This window comes from Microcoleus sp. A2-C3, from assembly GCF_036706065.1.
GTDB lineage: Bacteria > Cyanobacteriota > Cyanobacteriia > Cyanobacteriales > Microcoleaceae > Microcoleus.
In genome coordinates this window covers 12,772-27,503 of the sequence record NZ_JAUBVX010000027.1, presented here as the reverse complement: position 1 = coordinate 27,503, position 14,732 = coordinate 12,772, and the positions used below count along the sequence as shown (strand labels likewise).

16 protein-coding genes are annotated in these 14,732 nt (G+C 44.6%); 8 read left to right on the top strand and 8 right to left on the bottom strand.

From position 1 onward, the window contains the following. Nucleotides 1–11: 11 nt before the first annotated feature. Nucleotides 12–1,700 (top strand): DNA repair helicase XPB, encoded by a 1,689-nt coding sequence (locus tag QUB66_RS16170; RefSeq protein ID WP_332968718.1) that lies wholly within the window; start codon nucleotides 12–14, stop codon nucleotides 1,698–1,700. Nucleotides 1,701–1,858: 158 nt separating this feature from the next. Here QUB66_RS16170 and QUB66_RS16165 read toward each other — a convergent pair whose 3' ends face one another. Beyond that, nucleotides 1,859–3,556: an RNA-binding domain-containing protein gene (locus tag QUB66_RS16165; protein ID WP_332968717.1), complete on the bottom strand. Its 1,698-nt coding sequence runs from the start codon at nucleotides 3,554–3,556 to the stop codon at nucleotides 1,859–1,861. Nucleotides 3,557–3,867: 311 nt separating this feature from the next. On the opposite strand from QUB66_RS16165, the gene QUB66_RS16160 reads away from it, so the two are divergent. After that, complete coding sequence (locus tag QUB66_RS16160; RefSeq protein ID WP_265233986.1) at nucleotides 3,868–4,035, top strand: DUF2281 domain-containing protein; 168 nt, start codon at nucleotides 3,868–3,870, stop codon at nucleotides 4,033–4,035. Between the two features lie 378 nt (nucleotides 4,036–4,413). On the opposite strand, the gene hpsJ-A is transcribed toward QUB66_RS16160, so the two are convergent. From hpsJ-A to rfbB, 4 genes are all read right to left on the bottom strand, one after another. Then, a complete protein-coding gene (gene hpsJ-A / locus QUB66_RS16155) occupies nucleotides 4,414–5,091 on the bottom strand; it encodes an HpsJ-like protein, cyanoexosortase A-associated (protein ID WP_265233985.1) in 678 nt (225 codons plus the stop codon). A 44-nt stretch (nucleotides 5,092–5,135) separates the two neighbouring features. Further along, complete coding sequence (locus tag QUB66_RS16150) at nucleotides 5,136–5,804, bottom strand: cyanoexosortase A system-associated protein (RefSeq protein ID WP_332968713.1); 669 nt, start codon at nucleotides 5,802–5,804, stop codon at nucleotides 5,136–5,138. Then, nucleotides 5,804–6,658 carry a cyanoexosortase A gene (gene crtA / locus QUB66_RS16145; RefSeq protein ID WP_332968711.1) on the bottom strand — a complete coding sequence of 285 codons (855 nt, stop codon included), beginning with the start codon at nucleotides 6,656–6,658 and terminating at the stop codon, nucleotides 5,804–5,806. Before crtA ends, QUB66_RS16150 begins: the two co-directional genes overlap by 1 nt. A gap of 284 nt (nucleotides 6,659–6,942) precedes the next feature. Continuing rightward, entirely contained in the window at nucleotides 6,943–8,049 is a 1,107-nt protein-coding gene (gene rfbB, locus QUB66_RS16140) for a dTDP-glucose 4,6-dehydratase (RefSeq protein ID WP_332968709.1), read from the bottom strand. Between the two features lie 358 nt (nucleotides 8,050–8,407). On the opposite strand from rfbB, the gene QUB66_RS16135 reads away from it, so the two are divergent. The 5 genes from QUB66_RS16135 (at nucleotide 8,408) to QUB66_RS16115 (ending at nucleotide 12,269) form a co-directional block, all read left to right on the top strand. Continuing rightward, nucleotides 8,408–8,884 carry a hypothetical protein gene (locus QUB66_RS16135; protein ID WP_332968708.1) on the top strand — a complete coding sequence of 159 codons (477 nt, stop codon included), beginning with the start codon at nucleotides 8,408–8,410 and terminating at the stop codon, nucleotides 8,882–8,884. Between the two features lie 359 nt (nucleotides 8,885–9,243). After that, nucleotides 9,244–9,849, top strand: a complete 606-nt coding sequence (locus QUB66_RS16130) for a DUF1517 domain-containing protein (RefSeq protein WP_332968707.1) — start codon at nucleotides 9,244–9,246, stop codon at nucleotides 9,847–9,849. A 311-nt stretch (nucleotides 9,850–10,160) separates the two neighbouring features. Next, nucleotides 10,161–11,063 (top strand): hypothetical protein, encoded by a 903-nt coding sequence (locus tag QUB66_RS16125; protein WP_265234027.1) that lies wholly within the window; start codon nucleotides 10,161–10,163, stop codon nucleotides 11,061–11,063. 9 nt (nucleotides 11,064–11,072) lie between these two features. Next, nucleotides 11,073–11,174 (top strand): DUF3370 family protein, encoded by a 102-nt coding sequence (locus tag QUB66_RS16120; RefSeq protein WP_321161531.1) that lies wholly within the window; start codon nucleotides 11,073–11,075, stop codon nucleotides 11,172–11,174. Between the two features lie 78 nt (nucleotides 11,175–11,252). Beyond that, a complete protein-coding gene (locus QUB66_RS16115; protein WP_265233979.1) occupies nucleotides 11,253–12,269 on the top strand; it encodes an S-layer homology domain-containing protein in 1,017 nt (338 codons plus the stop codon). A 138-nt stretch (nucleotides 12,270–12,407) separates the two neighbouring features. On the opposite strand, the gene QUB66_RS16110 is transcribed toward QUB66_RS16115, so the two are convergent. The 3 genes from QUB66_RS16110 to QUB66_RS16100 form a co-directional block, all read right to left on the bottom strand. Next, a complete protein-coding gene (locus QUB66_RS16110; RefSeq protein ID WP_265233978.1) occupies nucleotides 12,408–12,806 on the bottom strand; it encodes an alr0857 family protein in 399 nt (132 codons plus the stop codon). Nucleotides 12,807–13,234: 428 nt separating this feature from the next. Next, the gene (locus QUB66_RS16105; protein ID WP_265233977.1) at nucleotides 13,235–13,750 is read right to left on the bottom strand and encodes an HNH endonuclease; all 516 of its coding nucleotides are present in this window, start codon (nucleotides 13,748–13,750) and stop codon (nucleotides 13,235–13,237) included. Nucleotides 13,751–13,971: 221 nt separating this feature from the next. Next, complete coding sequence (locus QUB66_RS16100) at nucleotides 13,972–14,232, bottom strand: hypothetical protein (protein ID WP_265233976.1); 261 nt, start codon at nucleotides 14,230–14,232, stop codon at nucleotides 13,972–13,974. Nucleotides 14,233–14,315: 83 nt separating this feature from the next. Between QUB66_RS16100 and QUB66_RS16095 the strand changes: the two genes are divergently transcribed. Further along, on the top strand, nucleotides 14,316–14,651 hold the full coding sequence (locus QUB66_RS16095) for a ribbon-helix-helix domain-containing protein (protein ID WP_265233975.1): 336 nt from the start codon (nucleotides 14,316–14,318) through the stop codon (nucleotides 14,649–14,651). The last annotated feature ends 81 nt before the right edge of the window (nucleotides 14,652–14,732 follow it).

Here is a 14,732-nt window from a genome sequence, read left to right as displayed (position 1 = left end):
TCCTTCTACTTATGAGTTATGTTGCTGAAAATGCTTTAATCGTACAGAGCGATCGCTCAATTTTACTAGAAGTGCACGCCCCAACAGCACAAAAAGCACGAGAAGCGATCGCACCCTTTGCCGAATTAATCAAAAGTCCCGAACACATCCACACCTATCGCATCACGCCCTTAAGCGTGTGGAATGCGCGGGCGGCGGGAATGTTAGTTGAATTGATGATCGCAGCTTTGCGAAAGTATGCCAAATATGACATTCCTGAGTCGGTAGCGCAGGAAATCCAACTGCTTGGTACGCGCTACGGATTGACGGTAATTGAAAGGATTGATGCGGAAAATACCGATTTACAACTGCGGATTGCCGATCGCCCGCTGACGGAGTTGCTAGTGCGGGATGAGCGCGTAAAACCGCTGTTAGGTAAGCGGATTTCGGATCTTTGCTTTCAAGTCGATGCGGGGAATCGCGGTGTACTCAAACAAGCTTTGCTAGCTGTGGGTTATCCGGCGGAAGATTTAGCTGGATATGTCGAAGGTGCGGAGTTGAAAATTACGTTGCGCGATCGCACTTTAGGAAGCGACTTACCCTTTAATTTGCGTGCCTATCAAAAGGAAGCAGTAGAAGCATTCTATCAGAGCGGAGAGGTTAGAGGTGGCAGCGGTACGATCGTCCTACCCTGCGGCGCTGGTAAGACGATTGTGGGGATGATTGCGATGAGTTTGGTGCAGCAAAAAACATTGATTCTCACCAGTAGTTTGACTTCGGTGCATCAGTGGCGCAGGGAAATATTAGACAAAACGAGTTTAACTGAAGATGCGATCGCCGAGTACAGCAGCAACAGCAAAAAAACGGCTTCTGTAACTCTCTCGACGTACCAAATGCTCAGTTATCGATCGACTAAAGATGATGAATTCCCCCACTTCGAGTTATTTAACGCGCAATCCTGGGGACTGATTATTTATGATGAAGTGCATCTATTACCCGCACCGATATTTCGGATTACCGCCGACTTACAAGCGCGACGCAGGTTAGGTTTGACGGCGACATTGATTCGCGAAGACGGGAAAGAAGGCGATGTTTTCACGCTAATTGGCCCCAAGCGCTACGACGTACCTTGGCGGGAATTGGAAGGACAGGGATTTATTGCTACAGCCAATTGTACCGAAATCCGTGTCGCCCAAAATGAGGCCGAAAAGATGGAATATGCCCTAGCGCCTCGCCGCAGTCAGTTTCGGATTGCTGCGGAAAATCCGGGTAAGTTGGATGTGGTGCAAAGTTTGTTGCAAAAGGAGGCGGGACACCGTATTTTAATTATTGGTGAGTATCTCGAACAGTTGGATGCGATCGCCCTTGTTACCAAATTACCACTGATTACGGGGAAGACAAAACAGGTTGAGCGCGATCGGCTATACGAAGCATTCCGTCACAAAGAGATTCCCGGATTAATTCTATCTCGCGTGGGCAATTTTGCCGTCGATTTACCCGATGCCGATGTGTTGATTCAGGTATCGGGTAAATATGGTTCTCGCCAAGAAGAAGCGCAGCGCCTCGGACGAATTCTCCGCCCGAAATCTGACGGACATACTGCGAGTTTTTATACATTAGTCTCGCTACAAACTTGTGAGGAGGATTTTGCGCGACACCGACAACTGTTTTTGACTGAACAAGGTTACAGTTATACTATTGAGGTGCAAGGCGATGGTTAATCGGTGTTGCGTATTCGTGTTTTTTATGATTTTAATGGTTGTGTTTTGCTGGGATATGGGAAAAGGGTGGGCGATCGGGAGGAGTTGCGGGCTATCGCATTTCACCTGTCGGGAAAAATTGATACATACCGAAATAAGAGCAGCCACCATTACAAATTTTATTTTTCACCTCCATCATTTCTGAGTAACCAACGTGAGTTTCTTGAAATACCAGTACGATAAACATATTTTGCATCTTTTAAAAACTTACTTGTATAAGTAGAGTTCTTGTGTTCCAGAAGAGTAGTTATATCATCATTTGATGCCTCTTCAAATTCCATTAAATAATCGTATAGTCTAACGTGTTTTGTTGATGTTGTTGTCACTGAAAAAACTTTTCTTGTATCAAAAAAATCATTCCATTTAGGATTAACTCTTATATAAACTCCATCTTTACTTCCACAAAATTCAATTTGTTCTACTCTCTCAACCGACTCCTTTAAATCTATCCAAGGATTTGTTGAAATAGAACGAATTCTTTTCTGAGCTTCATTAACAGAGATTGCTCCTTTCCTATACAGACTATTGATTAAAATCAAATCGATCAATCCATAGGCATTAGGATTAATTTGCACTAACACAAATATTCCTGGTAAAACTGATTCAGCTTGCATACCAACCTCTACGCAATGAAACGATTCTTCAAATTTCGGAAATTCTCTCCCATATATTAAAGAACCTAGACCCATTCTCTTAACACCCATTCCAGCCCTGTCAACAAGCTGAAACTGCATCATGAGCTTAGCCAAAGCTTTATTTCGATGCCTCGGTTGATGGAACACAATGTTTTCTGACGTAACTCCACCATAGAAATTACCTGGATTAGTAATAGTCATTTTTGCTAAATCAAAATCAACAGATATCATTCCGTCTATCGAATAATCTCTATGGACAATAGAATTAATAAAAGCCTCATGAAATGCAAATTTATCAAGAATTGGTACATTGTAAATCTTGTCTTTGAATTTAATTTCTTGATTGTCATTACAGACATAAAAGTAGTCATTTGCTAATTTTATAGAGCTCCAAACACATCCTTCCCATACTTTGTTTATAAGTAGCTTTCCAGATCGGGTTTTGCAACTAAATCTATATTCATAAGCACCGAGCCATTCTCTAATTAAATCCGATTTTCCCAGAAACAACAATCCAGCTTTTGTGAGACAACCGTTATTTGTTGCTCCAATTGCCTCTAAAAAAGCATCTTTATCGGGCTGAGATTCTACAGTATATTCTTTCCTAATACAATAATCTTTATAAGCTTGATCCAACGCAACAGGCTCTAAGCAAGTAATCACATTTAAATCTAATAAATCTGCACTCCAATCATAATTTTGTAAATTGGTGACGGCTTCCCTAATTTCATCAGGCTCCATAGGACGGCTTGATCTACCATCTCTAATGTAAACCTTGCCACTTGATGTAGTTATCAAAGAATCTCGTCGATGTGGGACATGAATAATTAAATAAAACTTACTTTCAAACTGTAAATATTCAACACACATCTCCAGAGAAGGTTTTAGCTTTCCTTTTAGACGCTGCTCAATTTCAATAATGTCTCCATGTTCAAAACCAACAAGTTGACTGAGCCAATTTTGATCGACTACGTTAGAACTGTCTTTAATTCCAACAATGATAATTCCACCGCGACAATTGGATAAGGCTGAAAATTCATCAGCTAAATCTTTAGCATTATGGAGTGCTTGAATATCTCTATACTGTTTAAATTCAATTTCTTCGCTCTCAAGACTCTCACTTGGCTTTACCTTACACGCAGCTATTATTTCGATTATTGAGTCTTGGCCTTTGATTCTCATAACTTTTGACTCCAGTATACCTTGTAGATATAGGGTTGACTTATGATTGTGTTGCAGATGCAGTACAATACATCATATGAACAAAATACCGCAAATTGCTCATGTATGTCAACGCCTTTGTGATTCGCATCCGAATTTCTTTTTCTTACTCAATTTCGGCGCACCATCTGACTCAAACATCTTACTCGTGGCACTTAAAAAGCGATCTTCGCCTGCTGACAGTGCAAATTTGATATAGAACAGGTAAAGTGTGCAGTACGCGCCCTACAAATACCCGTACAAAAACACGATCGATGTGCAGGTAAAAATCAATGACACAAACACTCGATATCGAAAAAATATTATTAGATAATCTGCGGATGCTTTCGACAGACAAACAGCAGGAAGTGCTCGATTTTGTGCAATTTCTAGTACACAAATTGCAGCAGACACAAGATTTATCAAAAGAAAGTTATGAGTACAGCAGTTCGCTAACATAACCGCCACCACTCAAGCTATTTTTCACAGAAATTGCTAAATTGCCGATCGCCATAAAATACTAGCACCATATATGGTTGTCACAGCCCAAGATTTTTTGACAGATCCTGAATTAACTGACAGGCATTCAAGCTATTGAGCGTCTCGAAAAAGACTTGCCAATGCTCCCCATGTACAGTATATGAATGCAGAAACCCAGTTGCTTAAAATAATACAATACGCTTGGGTTAAGACAGATTCCCCTAACCACCCTTAAAAAAAGGTGGGGACAAGAATTCCGATCAAAGTCCCCCTTATTCATGGGGATTTAGGGGGATCTAGACTCAGATTAAAGCGAAATTATTCAATGGTTTCAGGCATAATTTGACACCAATACTTACTTAACGAGCCCAATCAGTACCGCGCCAGATTGTGAAAAACAAAACACTAGAAATCAACGCGCCCAGCAGCCACTTAACAGCATTTTTGAATAACCCCAAGCGCTGACTTGACTGAACCGTGGCGCTTTGAGACTGCAACCGTTCCTTAGCCGGAGTAATTCTCGAAAGAATTTGGCTTTTCAATTCCTGCGGGTTTTGGGTATCCGCTGGTACCCCCAAACGGCTAAGTTCCCCTGCCAAATTCTTTAAATCTTCAGGAGTACCCTTATTTAACTTTTCTTCTACCTGCTGCAACTGAGCTAATTGTTGGTTGGCTTGAGCAGTAATTTGCTTGTCATTTTGGTTGTTCACGTAGATAGTGCCAAAAATTCCCAAAGGCATCATCAACAGAAAAACCACCGCCAGCAGCAGACACACCCAAGACAAAACCTTCAAAAAAACGTTTTCCAAGCTTCTGCGGTCATATCCTTCTCCAAAAAATATCAGCGCCATTGCCAATAGAGGAACTGGCACCCGTTCCACCACAGCGCCAATCGTCTGCAATTCCCAGACGCGATTCCCAAAATTTGCTGGTATCAGAACTGCGATCGTATCTAATAAAGATAGAATTAATAGACCGTAGCCAATCCAACGCAGCCTGTAGATCGAAAAACCTTGCTCGCCTTGTACGTCATTCATAAATAATCACAATTGTGGTTACAAAAAATCTCTCTTGACTTCACTTAAGGTTCGGGAAATCGTGGTTGCCACCACCCATACCAAGAAACCCAAGCATTTTCTAGAATTTTTTGGGCATCTTCTGGAGTTGTTTTATCCAAAGGTACAGACATCTGAGCCCACAAACATCGCCGGTCTTGAATATTACCCCTACCCAACAGCCAAAACAGAATGCGGTTTGGCTGCCAATCGCGAGTATTGCGATTGTATCTAAACTGTTCGGCAGTGACTGTAGCACCGCCACGAGGATTGATACACGAACTCAAATACAGTCGATTTTGCTGTTGCAAAATTCCGTGAAACCCCGCGCCTTGAGTCTTTGCTAATGCTAGTTTACCAGGAGACGACTTGAGAATAGTATGTCCCTTCATCATACTTTCCACATCCCCGATGGTGTTTACCGCATAGCGCATCTCTATTTCTAAAGCAATGCTACTTTTTTGATATTCATACTTTCTGGCAGCTTTGACTTCTGAAGTATCGCTAATTTTGAGTGGGGTGCTCTTTTGTAGTTTCCACTCTGCTAGAGGTACTGACTCTGGAAATTCAAACTGGGTGGCAGCCTGATTTCCAGTCGAAGGATATAAGGTGAACTTTCCGGCGACTAACAAAACCCCTGCAAAAGTAATAGCCAAAAGAGAAATCCTAACTGGTTTCCAATAGGTAATAGCCATTAGCAATTTTGTTTTTCCTTAGTGGGCGGTTCGTCTTTCAAAATTGCAAACCAGCAGAATAACCCGAAAATGAAGACAGCAATCATCGAAAATACTACCGAACCATTTCCTTCGTGCCAGTATTTAAATGCTGCGGGTTGAGATAGCGATACCAGCACAGCCATGAGAGCGACTCGCGCGGCATTCACTACAAATGCAGTAATTATTGCCACGATTGGTACTACAATCTTTTGACCTAAAGTTGTCGGAAACATCAGCATGAAAACCAGGGCTAATCCTAATAATTGTAGAATTGCATTCACGCCAGAACAGCCGTGATACACTTCCACGCTGCCTTTTTCTAGGATGAGAAATACTCCTTTCCGTATCACTTCAAATCCTAAGTAGTGCAGGATGAAAGCAGAAAATTTTGCTGTTAATTGGGCTACGTCAACGAATACTCCGATCAATCCGGGAGGAATGGCTGTGTAGGCAAGAATTAGCAGTTCCTGCCAGTATTGTTTCAGCCCTTTTGTGCCGGAAGCTAGCAACGCCAGACTTACTCCTGTCAAGAAGGGCGAAAGTCTGATAAAAAAGTCGTATCCCGCAGGTATCGAAGAACTTTTGAGCAAGATGAAAGCAATTAACGATGCCCCAAAGAAGCTGGCGAAAATTCCGCTTTCAAAGGTTAAGGATTCGTGCCTTTCCCAAATCAGAAATGCTACGACTCCCCAAAACAGTAACATTGTGCCGAACAGGTCAGTGTCGTTGGTTCTGGAAGTCAGAGTCAGGTGGAGGGCAATCAAACCGGAGGCGATGCCTAACAGCCAGTATTTAGGTTCTTGGACTTGTTTGAGCCAGTTGATTTCGGTCATTGCTGCTTTCTGTGTTTACTAAAAGCTTCTAAAATGTTTAATTTGATCGCTCTATTGAAATTATCAGCCACAACCACTTAAATTTGTGCGTTTGGGATGACTGTTAACTAAATCTTCACAAAGATTGACAATGGTGAATATTTATGATATAAAATGCACTTAATTAAATCAGGATTTACGCGGAAACCGGGTTTTTTAACTAAAATGCTTGGTTCAAGACCTGGATAAGAGTTGAAAAACCCGGTTAATGATTTACACGCTGGCGTGCGATCGCACGAAACTGACTAATTAGCGTATATTTTGCTGTAATAAGTTTGATATTCCTCGGAAAGTAGGGGTTCCCACCACTCGCGATGGGCTAAGTACCATTCCACGGTCTGTCGCAAACCTTCTTCAACTGTGACTGAGGGAGTCCAGCCCAACTCTGTTTTAATTTTGTTGGCATCAATAGCGTAACGCCGATCGTGCCCAGCTCGATCTTTGACAAATGAGATCAGTTGTTCGCAAGGACGCGCGGGTAAATCTGGGGCTAATTCGTCCATTAACTGACAGAGCATTTTGACTAAATCGAGATTTTTTACCTCGTTGTTGCCGCCAACATTATAGGTTTCCCCAGGCTGTCCGCGGTTGATCACGGCATCTAAGGCGCGGCAGTGGTCGAGCACGAACAGCCAATCTCGCACGTTTTGACCGTCGCCGTATACTGGCAGCGGTTTGCCCAATAGCATATTGATGCACATTAATGGAATCAATTTTTCGGGGAAGTGATAGGGCCCGTAATTGTTGGAACAGTTGGTGATAATTGTGGGGAGGCCGTAGGTGTGGAAATAGGCGCGGGCGAGGTGGTCGCTGCCGGCTTTGGAGGCTGAGTAGGGACTGTTGGGGGAGTAGGCGGTTGTTTCGGTAAATGCTGGGTCGTCGGGGCCGAGACTGCCGTAAACTTCGTCGGTGGAAACGTGGAGGAAGCGCATTTGTGCTTTGACAGACGAATCATCAATGGCTTCCCAATGCTTGCGGAAGGCTTCTAGGAGTGTGAAGGTGCCGACAACGTTGGTTTGAACGAAGGCGGCAGGCCCGATAATTGACCTGTCAACGTGGGATTCTGCGGCAAAGTGGGCGACTGTGTTGATGTTTTCTGCTTTGAGCAAGGTATCGACTAGAGCTCGATCGCAGATATCGCCTTGGACAAACCGAAAATTTTCTCCTCCTTCCAAACTTGCCAGGGTTTGTCGGTTGCCGGCGTAGGTTAAAGCGTCTAGTACGACTACTCGTGAATTGGGATAGCTGCTGCACCAGTGATGCACAAAATTGGAGCCGATAAATCCAGCCCCGCCTGTGACCAACAATCGATGAGGATCTCGCTCAATGCCTTGATTCCCGCTGTCTGTCATAAAAATAAAAAGTTTTCCAATAACGAAGTCTTTTCAAAAGTAGCCTTAAATGTAGTTTGTCATCAAGTGTTTGCCACGCTGTATTAAAATTTCTGCTATTTCACCTCAATTTTTTTGATATGAGTGCGATCGAAATATTGGCTCACCTGACTTTCAATTATACCAATCTTTTAGCCAAAACGCTTGCATCACAATAGTTTCAGCCTGGTAATTTGGTAATTTAAAATTTTTATTGAGATCGGGCGAGCGTTGGCAGTTGCGATCAATCTGTGATTTGGGCGGCGATCGCCTGTTGATAGATTTGTAAAGAGCTGTTACCATTTATTTTTTAATGATCCTTTACAAAATCCAGAACACCATGAAGAAGTTTCAAGTGTTAGTTGGCATTGCTTCCATCGTGGCGATCGCCAGCAGCATTGCCATAGGTGATGCTGCATCTGCTTTCCCCTATTCCTACAACAAATCTGGGGCGACGAAATCTGGTTCTGCGACAACGCTGCTAGGTTCCGGTGGCTCTGATCAAATTAATCCGTGGAAATCTTACAAAACAACAGCTCTTGGTTTTCTGGGTTTGGGGGTTTTGGGTGGCGGTGCGGCTTACATGAGCTATCGCGCCGGTCAGCGCGCCTCTGCTGCTTGCGCTGCGATGAGCGATAATTTTGAAATTTTTGAAGATCCGGCAGATGCAGGTGTAACTGAGCCAGCAGATGCGGTTGCAGGCGTTCGCGAACATCCAGAAGCTCCGGGCGGCGAGCTGGATTTGTCGATCGAGCAAGTTGCCGAGTTGAGTTCGGAAATTGCGATCGAACAAGCCGAAAGTGCGATCGTCAAATAGTTATCTCAAACCAAAGTATTCGCTCAGCAAGCCTCCAATTTTGCCAGATTGGAGGTTTTTTGATTTTAAATTATCGACACAATTTGCTTTGCTGTGATTGCGATCGTGAAGCACAGCAAATAATCACCAAAGCACAGGGGATTCAAGCCCCCACCTTTAGGTGGATTGTTTTTAGGCAGGGGATTTAAGCCCCAGCCTAAAAACTTCGCTGTCAACTGTCAACTGTCAACTGTCAACTGTTAAAGAGGAATCGATCGCTCAAAATACCGTCGATCTCAATCTGAGGTTAGACGGCAAGAGTTCAAATCGCCTGCTATTGTTGGAAATATAGCCCTACAGATTTACAACTATAGTTTTTTATGAATGCTTGGCGCGATCGATTCAATCAATTTACAGGTAAAACTCGATTAGCAGTTTGCCGCATATTCGTTCAGCTAACAGGCGAAGAAGTTGCACCGCTGTTAGGAGTTCTCAACCGCACCGCCAGAGAAGCAATTGATGCCGATGGCGATTTAGAAGTGTTAGGAGAAGGGCTGGTTGAAATTTGCAATCACCTGTTGCAGTATGACAACTACTGGCAAGCAGCGGCCAATGTCGGCGATGTTTTTTGGGATGAAGGCGAAGCAGGCGATTATGTAGATGAACTTTTTACGGATTCAGCGGATCGCTATCTGAGCGAGCCTCAACATAGTACATCTGTTTACGATAAAAATTCCCCCTTGTCTTTGCCAGTAACTAGAAATGTGGTGGTGATGCTGACAGTCGCCTATGAAGGCGAAGTTCCGGCTCTAGAAACTGACCTTGCTGACATCAGCACCCTGAAAGTCGGCTTAAAAGCATTAATTAATTTACATTACCAAGAAAGGCTGCGAGCTGTGCAAGTTCACTTTTCTCCCGCACAGTTGGGAGACGAACTTACCAACGACCAAGTTTTGGTCAATTTTCCAGAACTCATTCCCCTTTAATAATGAGAAAAATTTTAACTAAAAAAGGTTTGTAGTGAGTGCTTTAGTCTTTAAACTGTGAATAAATCAGGATTTGAGTCCAAAGTGCGATCGTGTGTGGAGGAAGTTGTTGATAATTAAATACGCTTCAGTTAGCGCTGTTTATTCCCCGGAGATCCCCCTCGCATCCCCCTTAAAAAGGGGGACTTTGAGCAACTTCTTGTTCCCCGCTTTGTAAGGGGGGCTAGGGGGGATCGGGCTTAACTGAACCGTATTGGGTAATAATGACCAATGACCAATGACCAATGACCAATGACCAATTATTATTTATTATGCTGCGAAAACTGACAATTTATTTAATGGCTTTAACATTATTGTGGACGGCAACTGCCTGCGGTTCTCCTAGCGCGCAATCTCCTGTGAATCAGCCTGAAACTCCGGCTGCAAATCGGAATATTAACACGGTGGGTGCTGCACCAAACAATAACAATAAGTTGAGTCAAGGTCAATATCCCGTACAGCAAGCTACCTACGACGATAGTGATGGCGAGTACAGTTTGATGTTGCTGAATACTCCCCCCGGCAGTACCCCTGTTTACCGTACTACCGATTTGCAAATGGCTCGCTTGACGGAGGAAGAAATCTCGGCAGGCAAGAAAAGTTATCTAAGTCTGGATAACAATAAAGCGAGCTTGCATTTGACAGAAGATTTTAAAATAGAGTACGTTCACAACGTTACTGAAACTGTTAACAATCCTCAAACAGGTCAGCCACAAACGGTGGTAGTTCGGCAGCAATCAGGCTTCTGGGCGCCGTTTGCAGGGGCTTTGGCAGGTCAGGCGATCGGCAGTTTGTTATTTACACCGCGATATTACGTGCCGCCACTCTATCAGCCTGGGGTAATTATGAGCGGATATGGCGGGTACGGCAATACTTACGGCCAAGCTGTCTCGCAATATCAAACTCGCTACCAAGCCCCGCCTCCGGCTGTGAGAAACCGTCAAGTTTTAAGGACGACGGGCCGCTTGCGATCGCCCACATCGAACGTGCCAGTAAGACGCCCAGCACCGCCAAATGCCAATCGATCGACTGGTTCGGGTTACGGAGGCAGCGATTTGAGGCGATCGCAGCAGGCACGTCCCAATCAAAACAAACGCCAGCCAAGCTTTGGTAGCGGCAGGAGTTCTCGTCAACCGAGTCGGAGTCGCTCTTTCGGAAGCGGCAGAAGGCGCTGATGAAAGAGATTGATTGCCTTGCATCAGCAACCGATCTCGATAAAAGTTGATTTTATCTATCCTCCCGATGCCACACCGCCGCAAGTATTGACGGCGAGAACTTTGGAATAGTTGATGGTAGCGGTCTCTGCCTTCGCCAGACTCAAAAAATATGTGATTTAATTGCTTCATTGATAGTAGGTGACAAGTATGTCTTCTCCACAACCCCCGTTAAAGCAAAGAAACCCTCTAGGTTTTGATGAATTGATTGCGATCTTGGTTGCTTTCGGCACGATGGGAGCAATTTTCTTTTGGGTAACGGGCAGAAATCCCGATCGATTGAATGCCAGAAGTTGGCAATTTCCAGCGGTTTTTTCTCAACCTGCTGCTGCGCCCGACAGTCTGAAAATATTAACGCCTGTGTCGCCGAGTTCGGATATGCGATCGCCCGCTACCACGATCGTTCCCTCGCAACCGGATATCGCCCCTGTCGCACCTATCGGGCCGGTTTTACCAGTATTTCCTCTTCTGGGGACGATCGTGGTTCCCGAAACGCCAATTGCGCGATCGACTGTCCCTCCAGTCATTATCAAACCGAAAGCAGCTAAACCAAAGGTTGGCGCCGTTAAATTGTCCGATGTTCCTGAAAAATATTGGGCGCGTCCCTTTATTGTCGCTTTAGTCGATCGCAAAATCTTTACTGATGTCACCGACAACAAGTTTCGGCCTGACGAACCGATGACGCGAGCCGAACTAGCGCGCTTAATTGAGCGAATGTCCGACAAAGAACCGAGCCGAAAAACGATTAATTTTGAAGACGTGAAAGACAAGAACCCTGCCGCCAGTGCGATCGATGGCAGCGTACAAAAAGGATTTCTTAAAGGATATCCCAACAATGAATTCCGTCCCACAAAAGACGTTCCCCGTGTCGAAGTCATCGTAGCATTAGCTAGCGGTTTAAACCTGAAACAAGAAAAAAATACCAGCAAGATTTTACAAGTTTATACAGACAGGAAAAAAGTTCCGAAATGGGCAGTTGACAAATTAGCAGCAGCAACAAAAGCTGGCATTGTTGTCAACCATCCCAATCCTACACTTTTGCAGCCAAACAAAATAGCAACTCGCGGGGAAGTAGCAGCCATGATTTACAAAGCTATGGCGAAACAAGGCAAAGTTCCTGTTAAGCCTTCTGACTATGTTGTGAAGCCCGTCAAGCCATCCAAATAATATTTTGGGGCGCAATCAACATCAAAACTGAGATGCTTCCGAGGGGGAGAATGGGAAGAGTGGAAAAGGCCCAGATGAAGAAAATATTTCCTTCAAGCCTCTTCCCTCTTCCCTCTTTTTTTCCTTGTTCATCAGATATTAATCGCCGACTTCCCCGACAACCTCAGCAGCAGCCTGAGTTTCGAGCCAGAGTTTGAGCAACAACAGTTCTGCCCGATCGCCCAAAACAGTCGCAAACACCCCATCAGCGCCCTCTGACGCGCCTCCAATCCACGTACCGCGCAGAGTCACTTCCACAAAATCAGCATCAGCAACACAAAGATCGATCGCCTCGCTGTCATTTCGGCGGGCCTCAGATTCCAACAGAGACAGCGCCGGCAAATTCGCCGGCAGCAAAAATGCCGCAGTGCTCGGTTCGACGCTGATGCTTTGACCAACTCGCATAGCCAGCACAACTCGCAGCGCCACTAACTGTTCGGGAGATTGAGCCAAACGCTCCAGGTTAAAGCCCGTTTCAGTATAAGTCAACTTCAGCATATTGACAGCCCTAAATTTGAAATTGAAAATTTGAAATTAGTCATTAGTCATTAGTCATTGGTCATTGGTCATTGGTCATTAGTCATTGGTCATTGGTCATTGGTCATTGGTCATTGGTTATTAGCATTTCGTAGGGGCGGGTTTAGCTAAAAATATATGATACAAATGAATAGAAAAATGGCAAAACCCGCCCTCTTAATCATCAGTCATCAGTCATTGGTCATTAGTCATTGGTCATTGGTTCGCATATTAGGCATGGGCAGTGAAAAATCGGGTTTATACGAGTTTTGGGACAATCCACGAGCAATGTATTAAGAAACCTGGTTTCTGGGGTGACAAATGCGATCGCGAAATACAATTGTTAGTTGTCAGTTGTTTTTGATTAACTAATGACCAATGACCAATGACCAATGACCAATGACCAATGACTAATGACCAATTTGGTATTCTTGCCAAAACATTTCGGCAAAAACAACAGTGGGGTGCATAGGAGCCTTCGGCTTAGTTCGCAGAGACATTTGAGCTTCTATGGGAGTTCGATCGCCCTTACGAGAGTTGCACCCTTCGCAAGCAGTCACCACGTTGTCCCAAGTGTGCGGCCCGCCCTTCGATCGAGGCATCACATGATCCAACGTCAAATGCCGATTGCTGCCACAGTATTGGCAAGCATGGGCGTCGCGGCGCAGCACTTCCCGGCGATTAACCGGTGGCACTTTCCAAACGCGCTCCCTGTTACCAAAAGTCAAGCGGATTTGTTCGGGTACATGGATGCTGGTGCTGGGCGATCGCACCAGATAGCCATTGCCGATGCTAAAATCCAGAGGTTCAGCCTTGCCTGTTACCAAAAGTACGATCGCCCGTTTGATATTGACACGGCTCATCGGTAAGTAATTTTGAGAAAATACAACTACAGATTGCCTCAATACATCAGTTGCTATGATCACGGCTTGCTCCTCCTCATTTGGATTTTAGATTTTGAATTTTAGATTTTTGATTTGGGATTTTCGTTTCGCTAGCATTGGCTACACCTAGTTTTTGCGAGTTCCCCAAGCCTTTCCAAATTGCTCAAATATCCAATCAAATGCCCCCGTTTCTGTTACGACAGAAGCGGGGGCCAAAAAAACTGCTTTCATGCAAATTTTCATCCTGTGTCGGTACAGTTTTTTTAGCTGTACCTCCCGCTTCGCGTATCTTTTTGTGGCTGTGCCACTCCCAGACCGTCCCGGTCTACCTGGTTGTAATTAATTTCTGCATTTTGTCTTAATCCACTATAACCGGGTTTATTTAGACGATCGCCCGCCCAGAAGGTTGCTGTGGTGACCAAACCCACCATCAAAACGTGCCGTGACGAGTCGCTGCAACCCCAAGGGCGATCGCGCTGCGGTTGATAGGTGGAATTGGTGGAGAGAAATGTCACAGTAGGCACAAAGCGATCGGAGACCTTTAAATCTAGCTTTAAACATACTACACTGATATTACACGTATGTCCACCTGTCACGGAGAAAAATAATGCATACCTTACCTAGAACCTCAACCACCGAAATGGAAGTCACCAGCATTCGACTAGAAAAAGAGCTCAAGGAGAGACTCAAAGAGCTCGCGGGGAATCAAGGCTATCAAGCTTTGATTCGAGATTTGCTCTGGAATTACGTCCAGCAGAAGTCTGGAGAGTATCGCCAGATGTTTTGCCGAGAGGATATTCGAGCCAGTATTAATGCCACAGCACAGCAGGAGGAACGCTGCGCGCTTACAGGAGAAACGATCCGAGTTAATGAGTCGATGTTATTAGGCCTGACGATGCACGGAGAAATGGTGCCGCTAAGTATGGGGAGTATGGCTGGATAAACCAGTCGATCGAGAATTTGCCCGGCCTGGGGTGAAGGCCCCAGGCGCTGAATATCAAATCCCGAAGCATTTCCAGATATC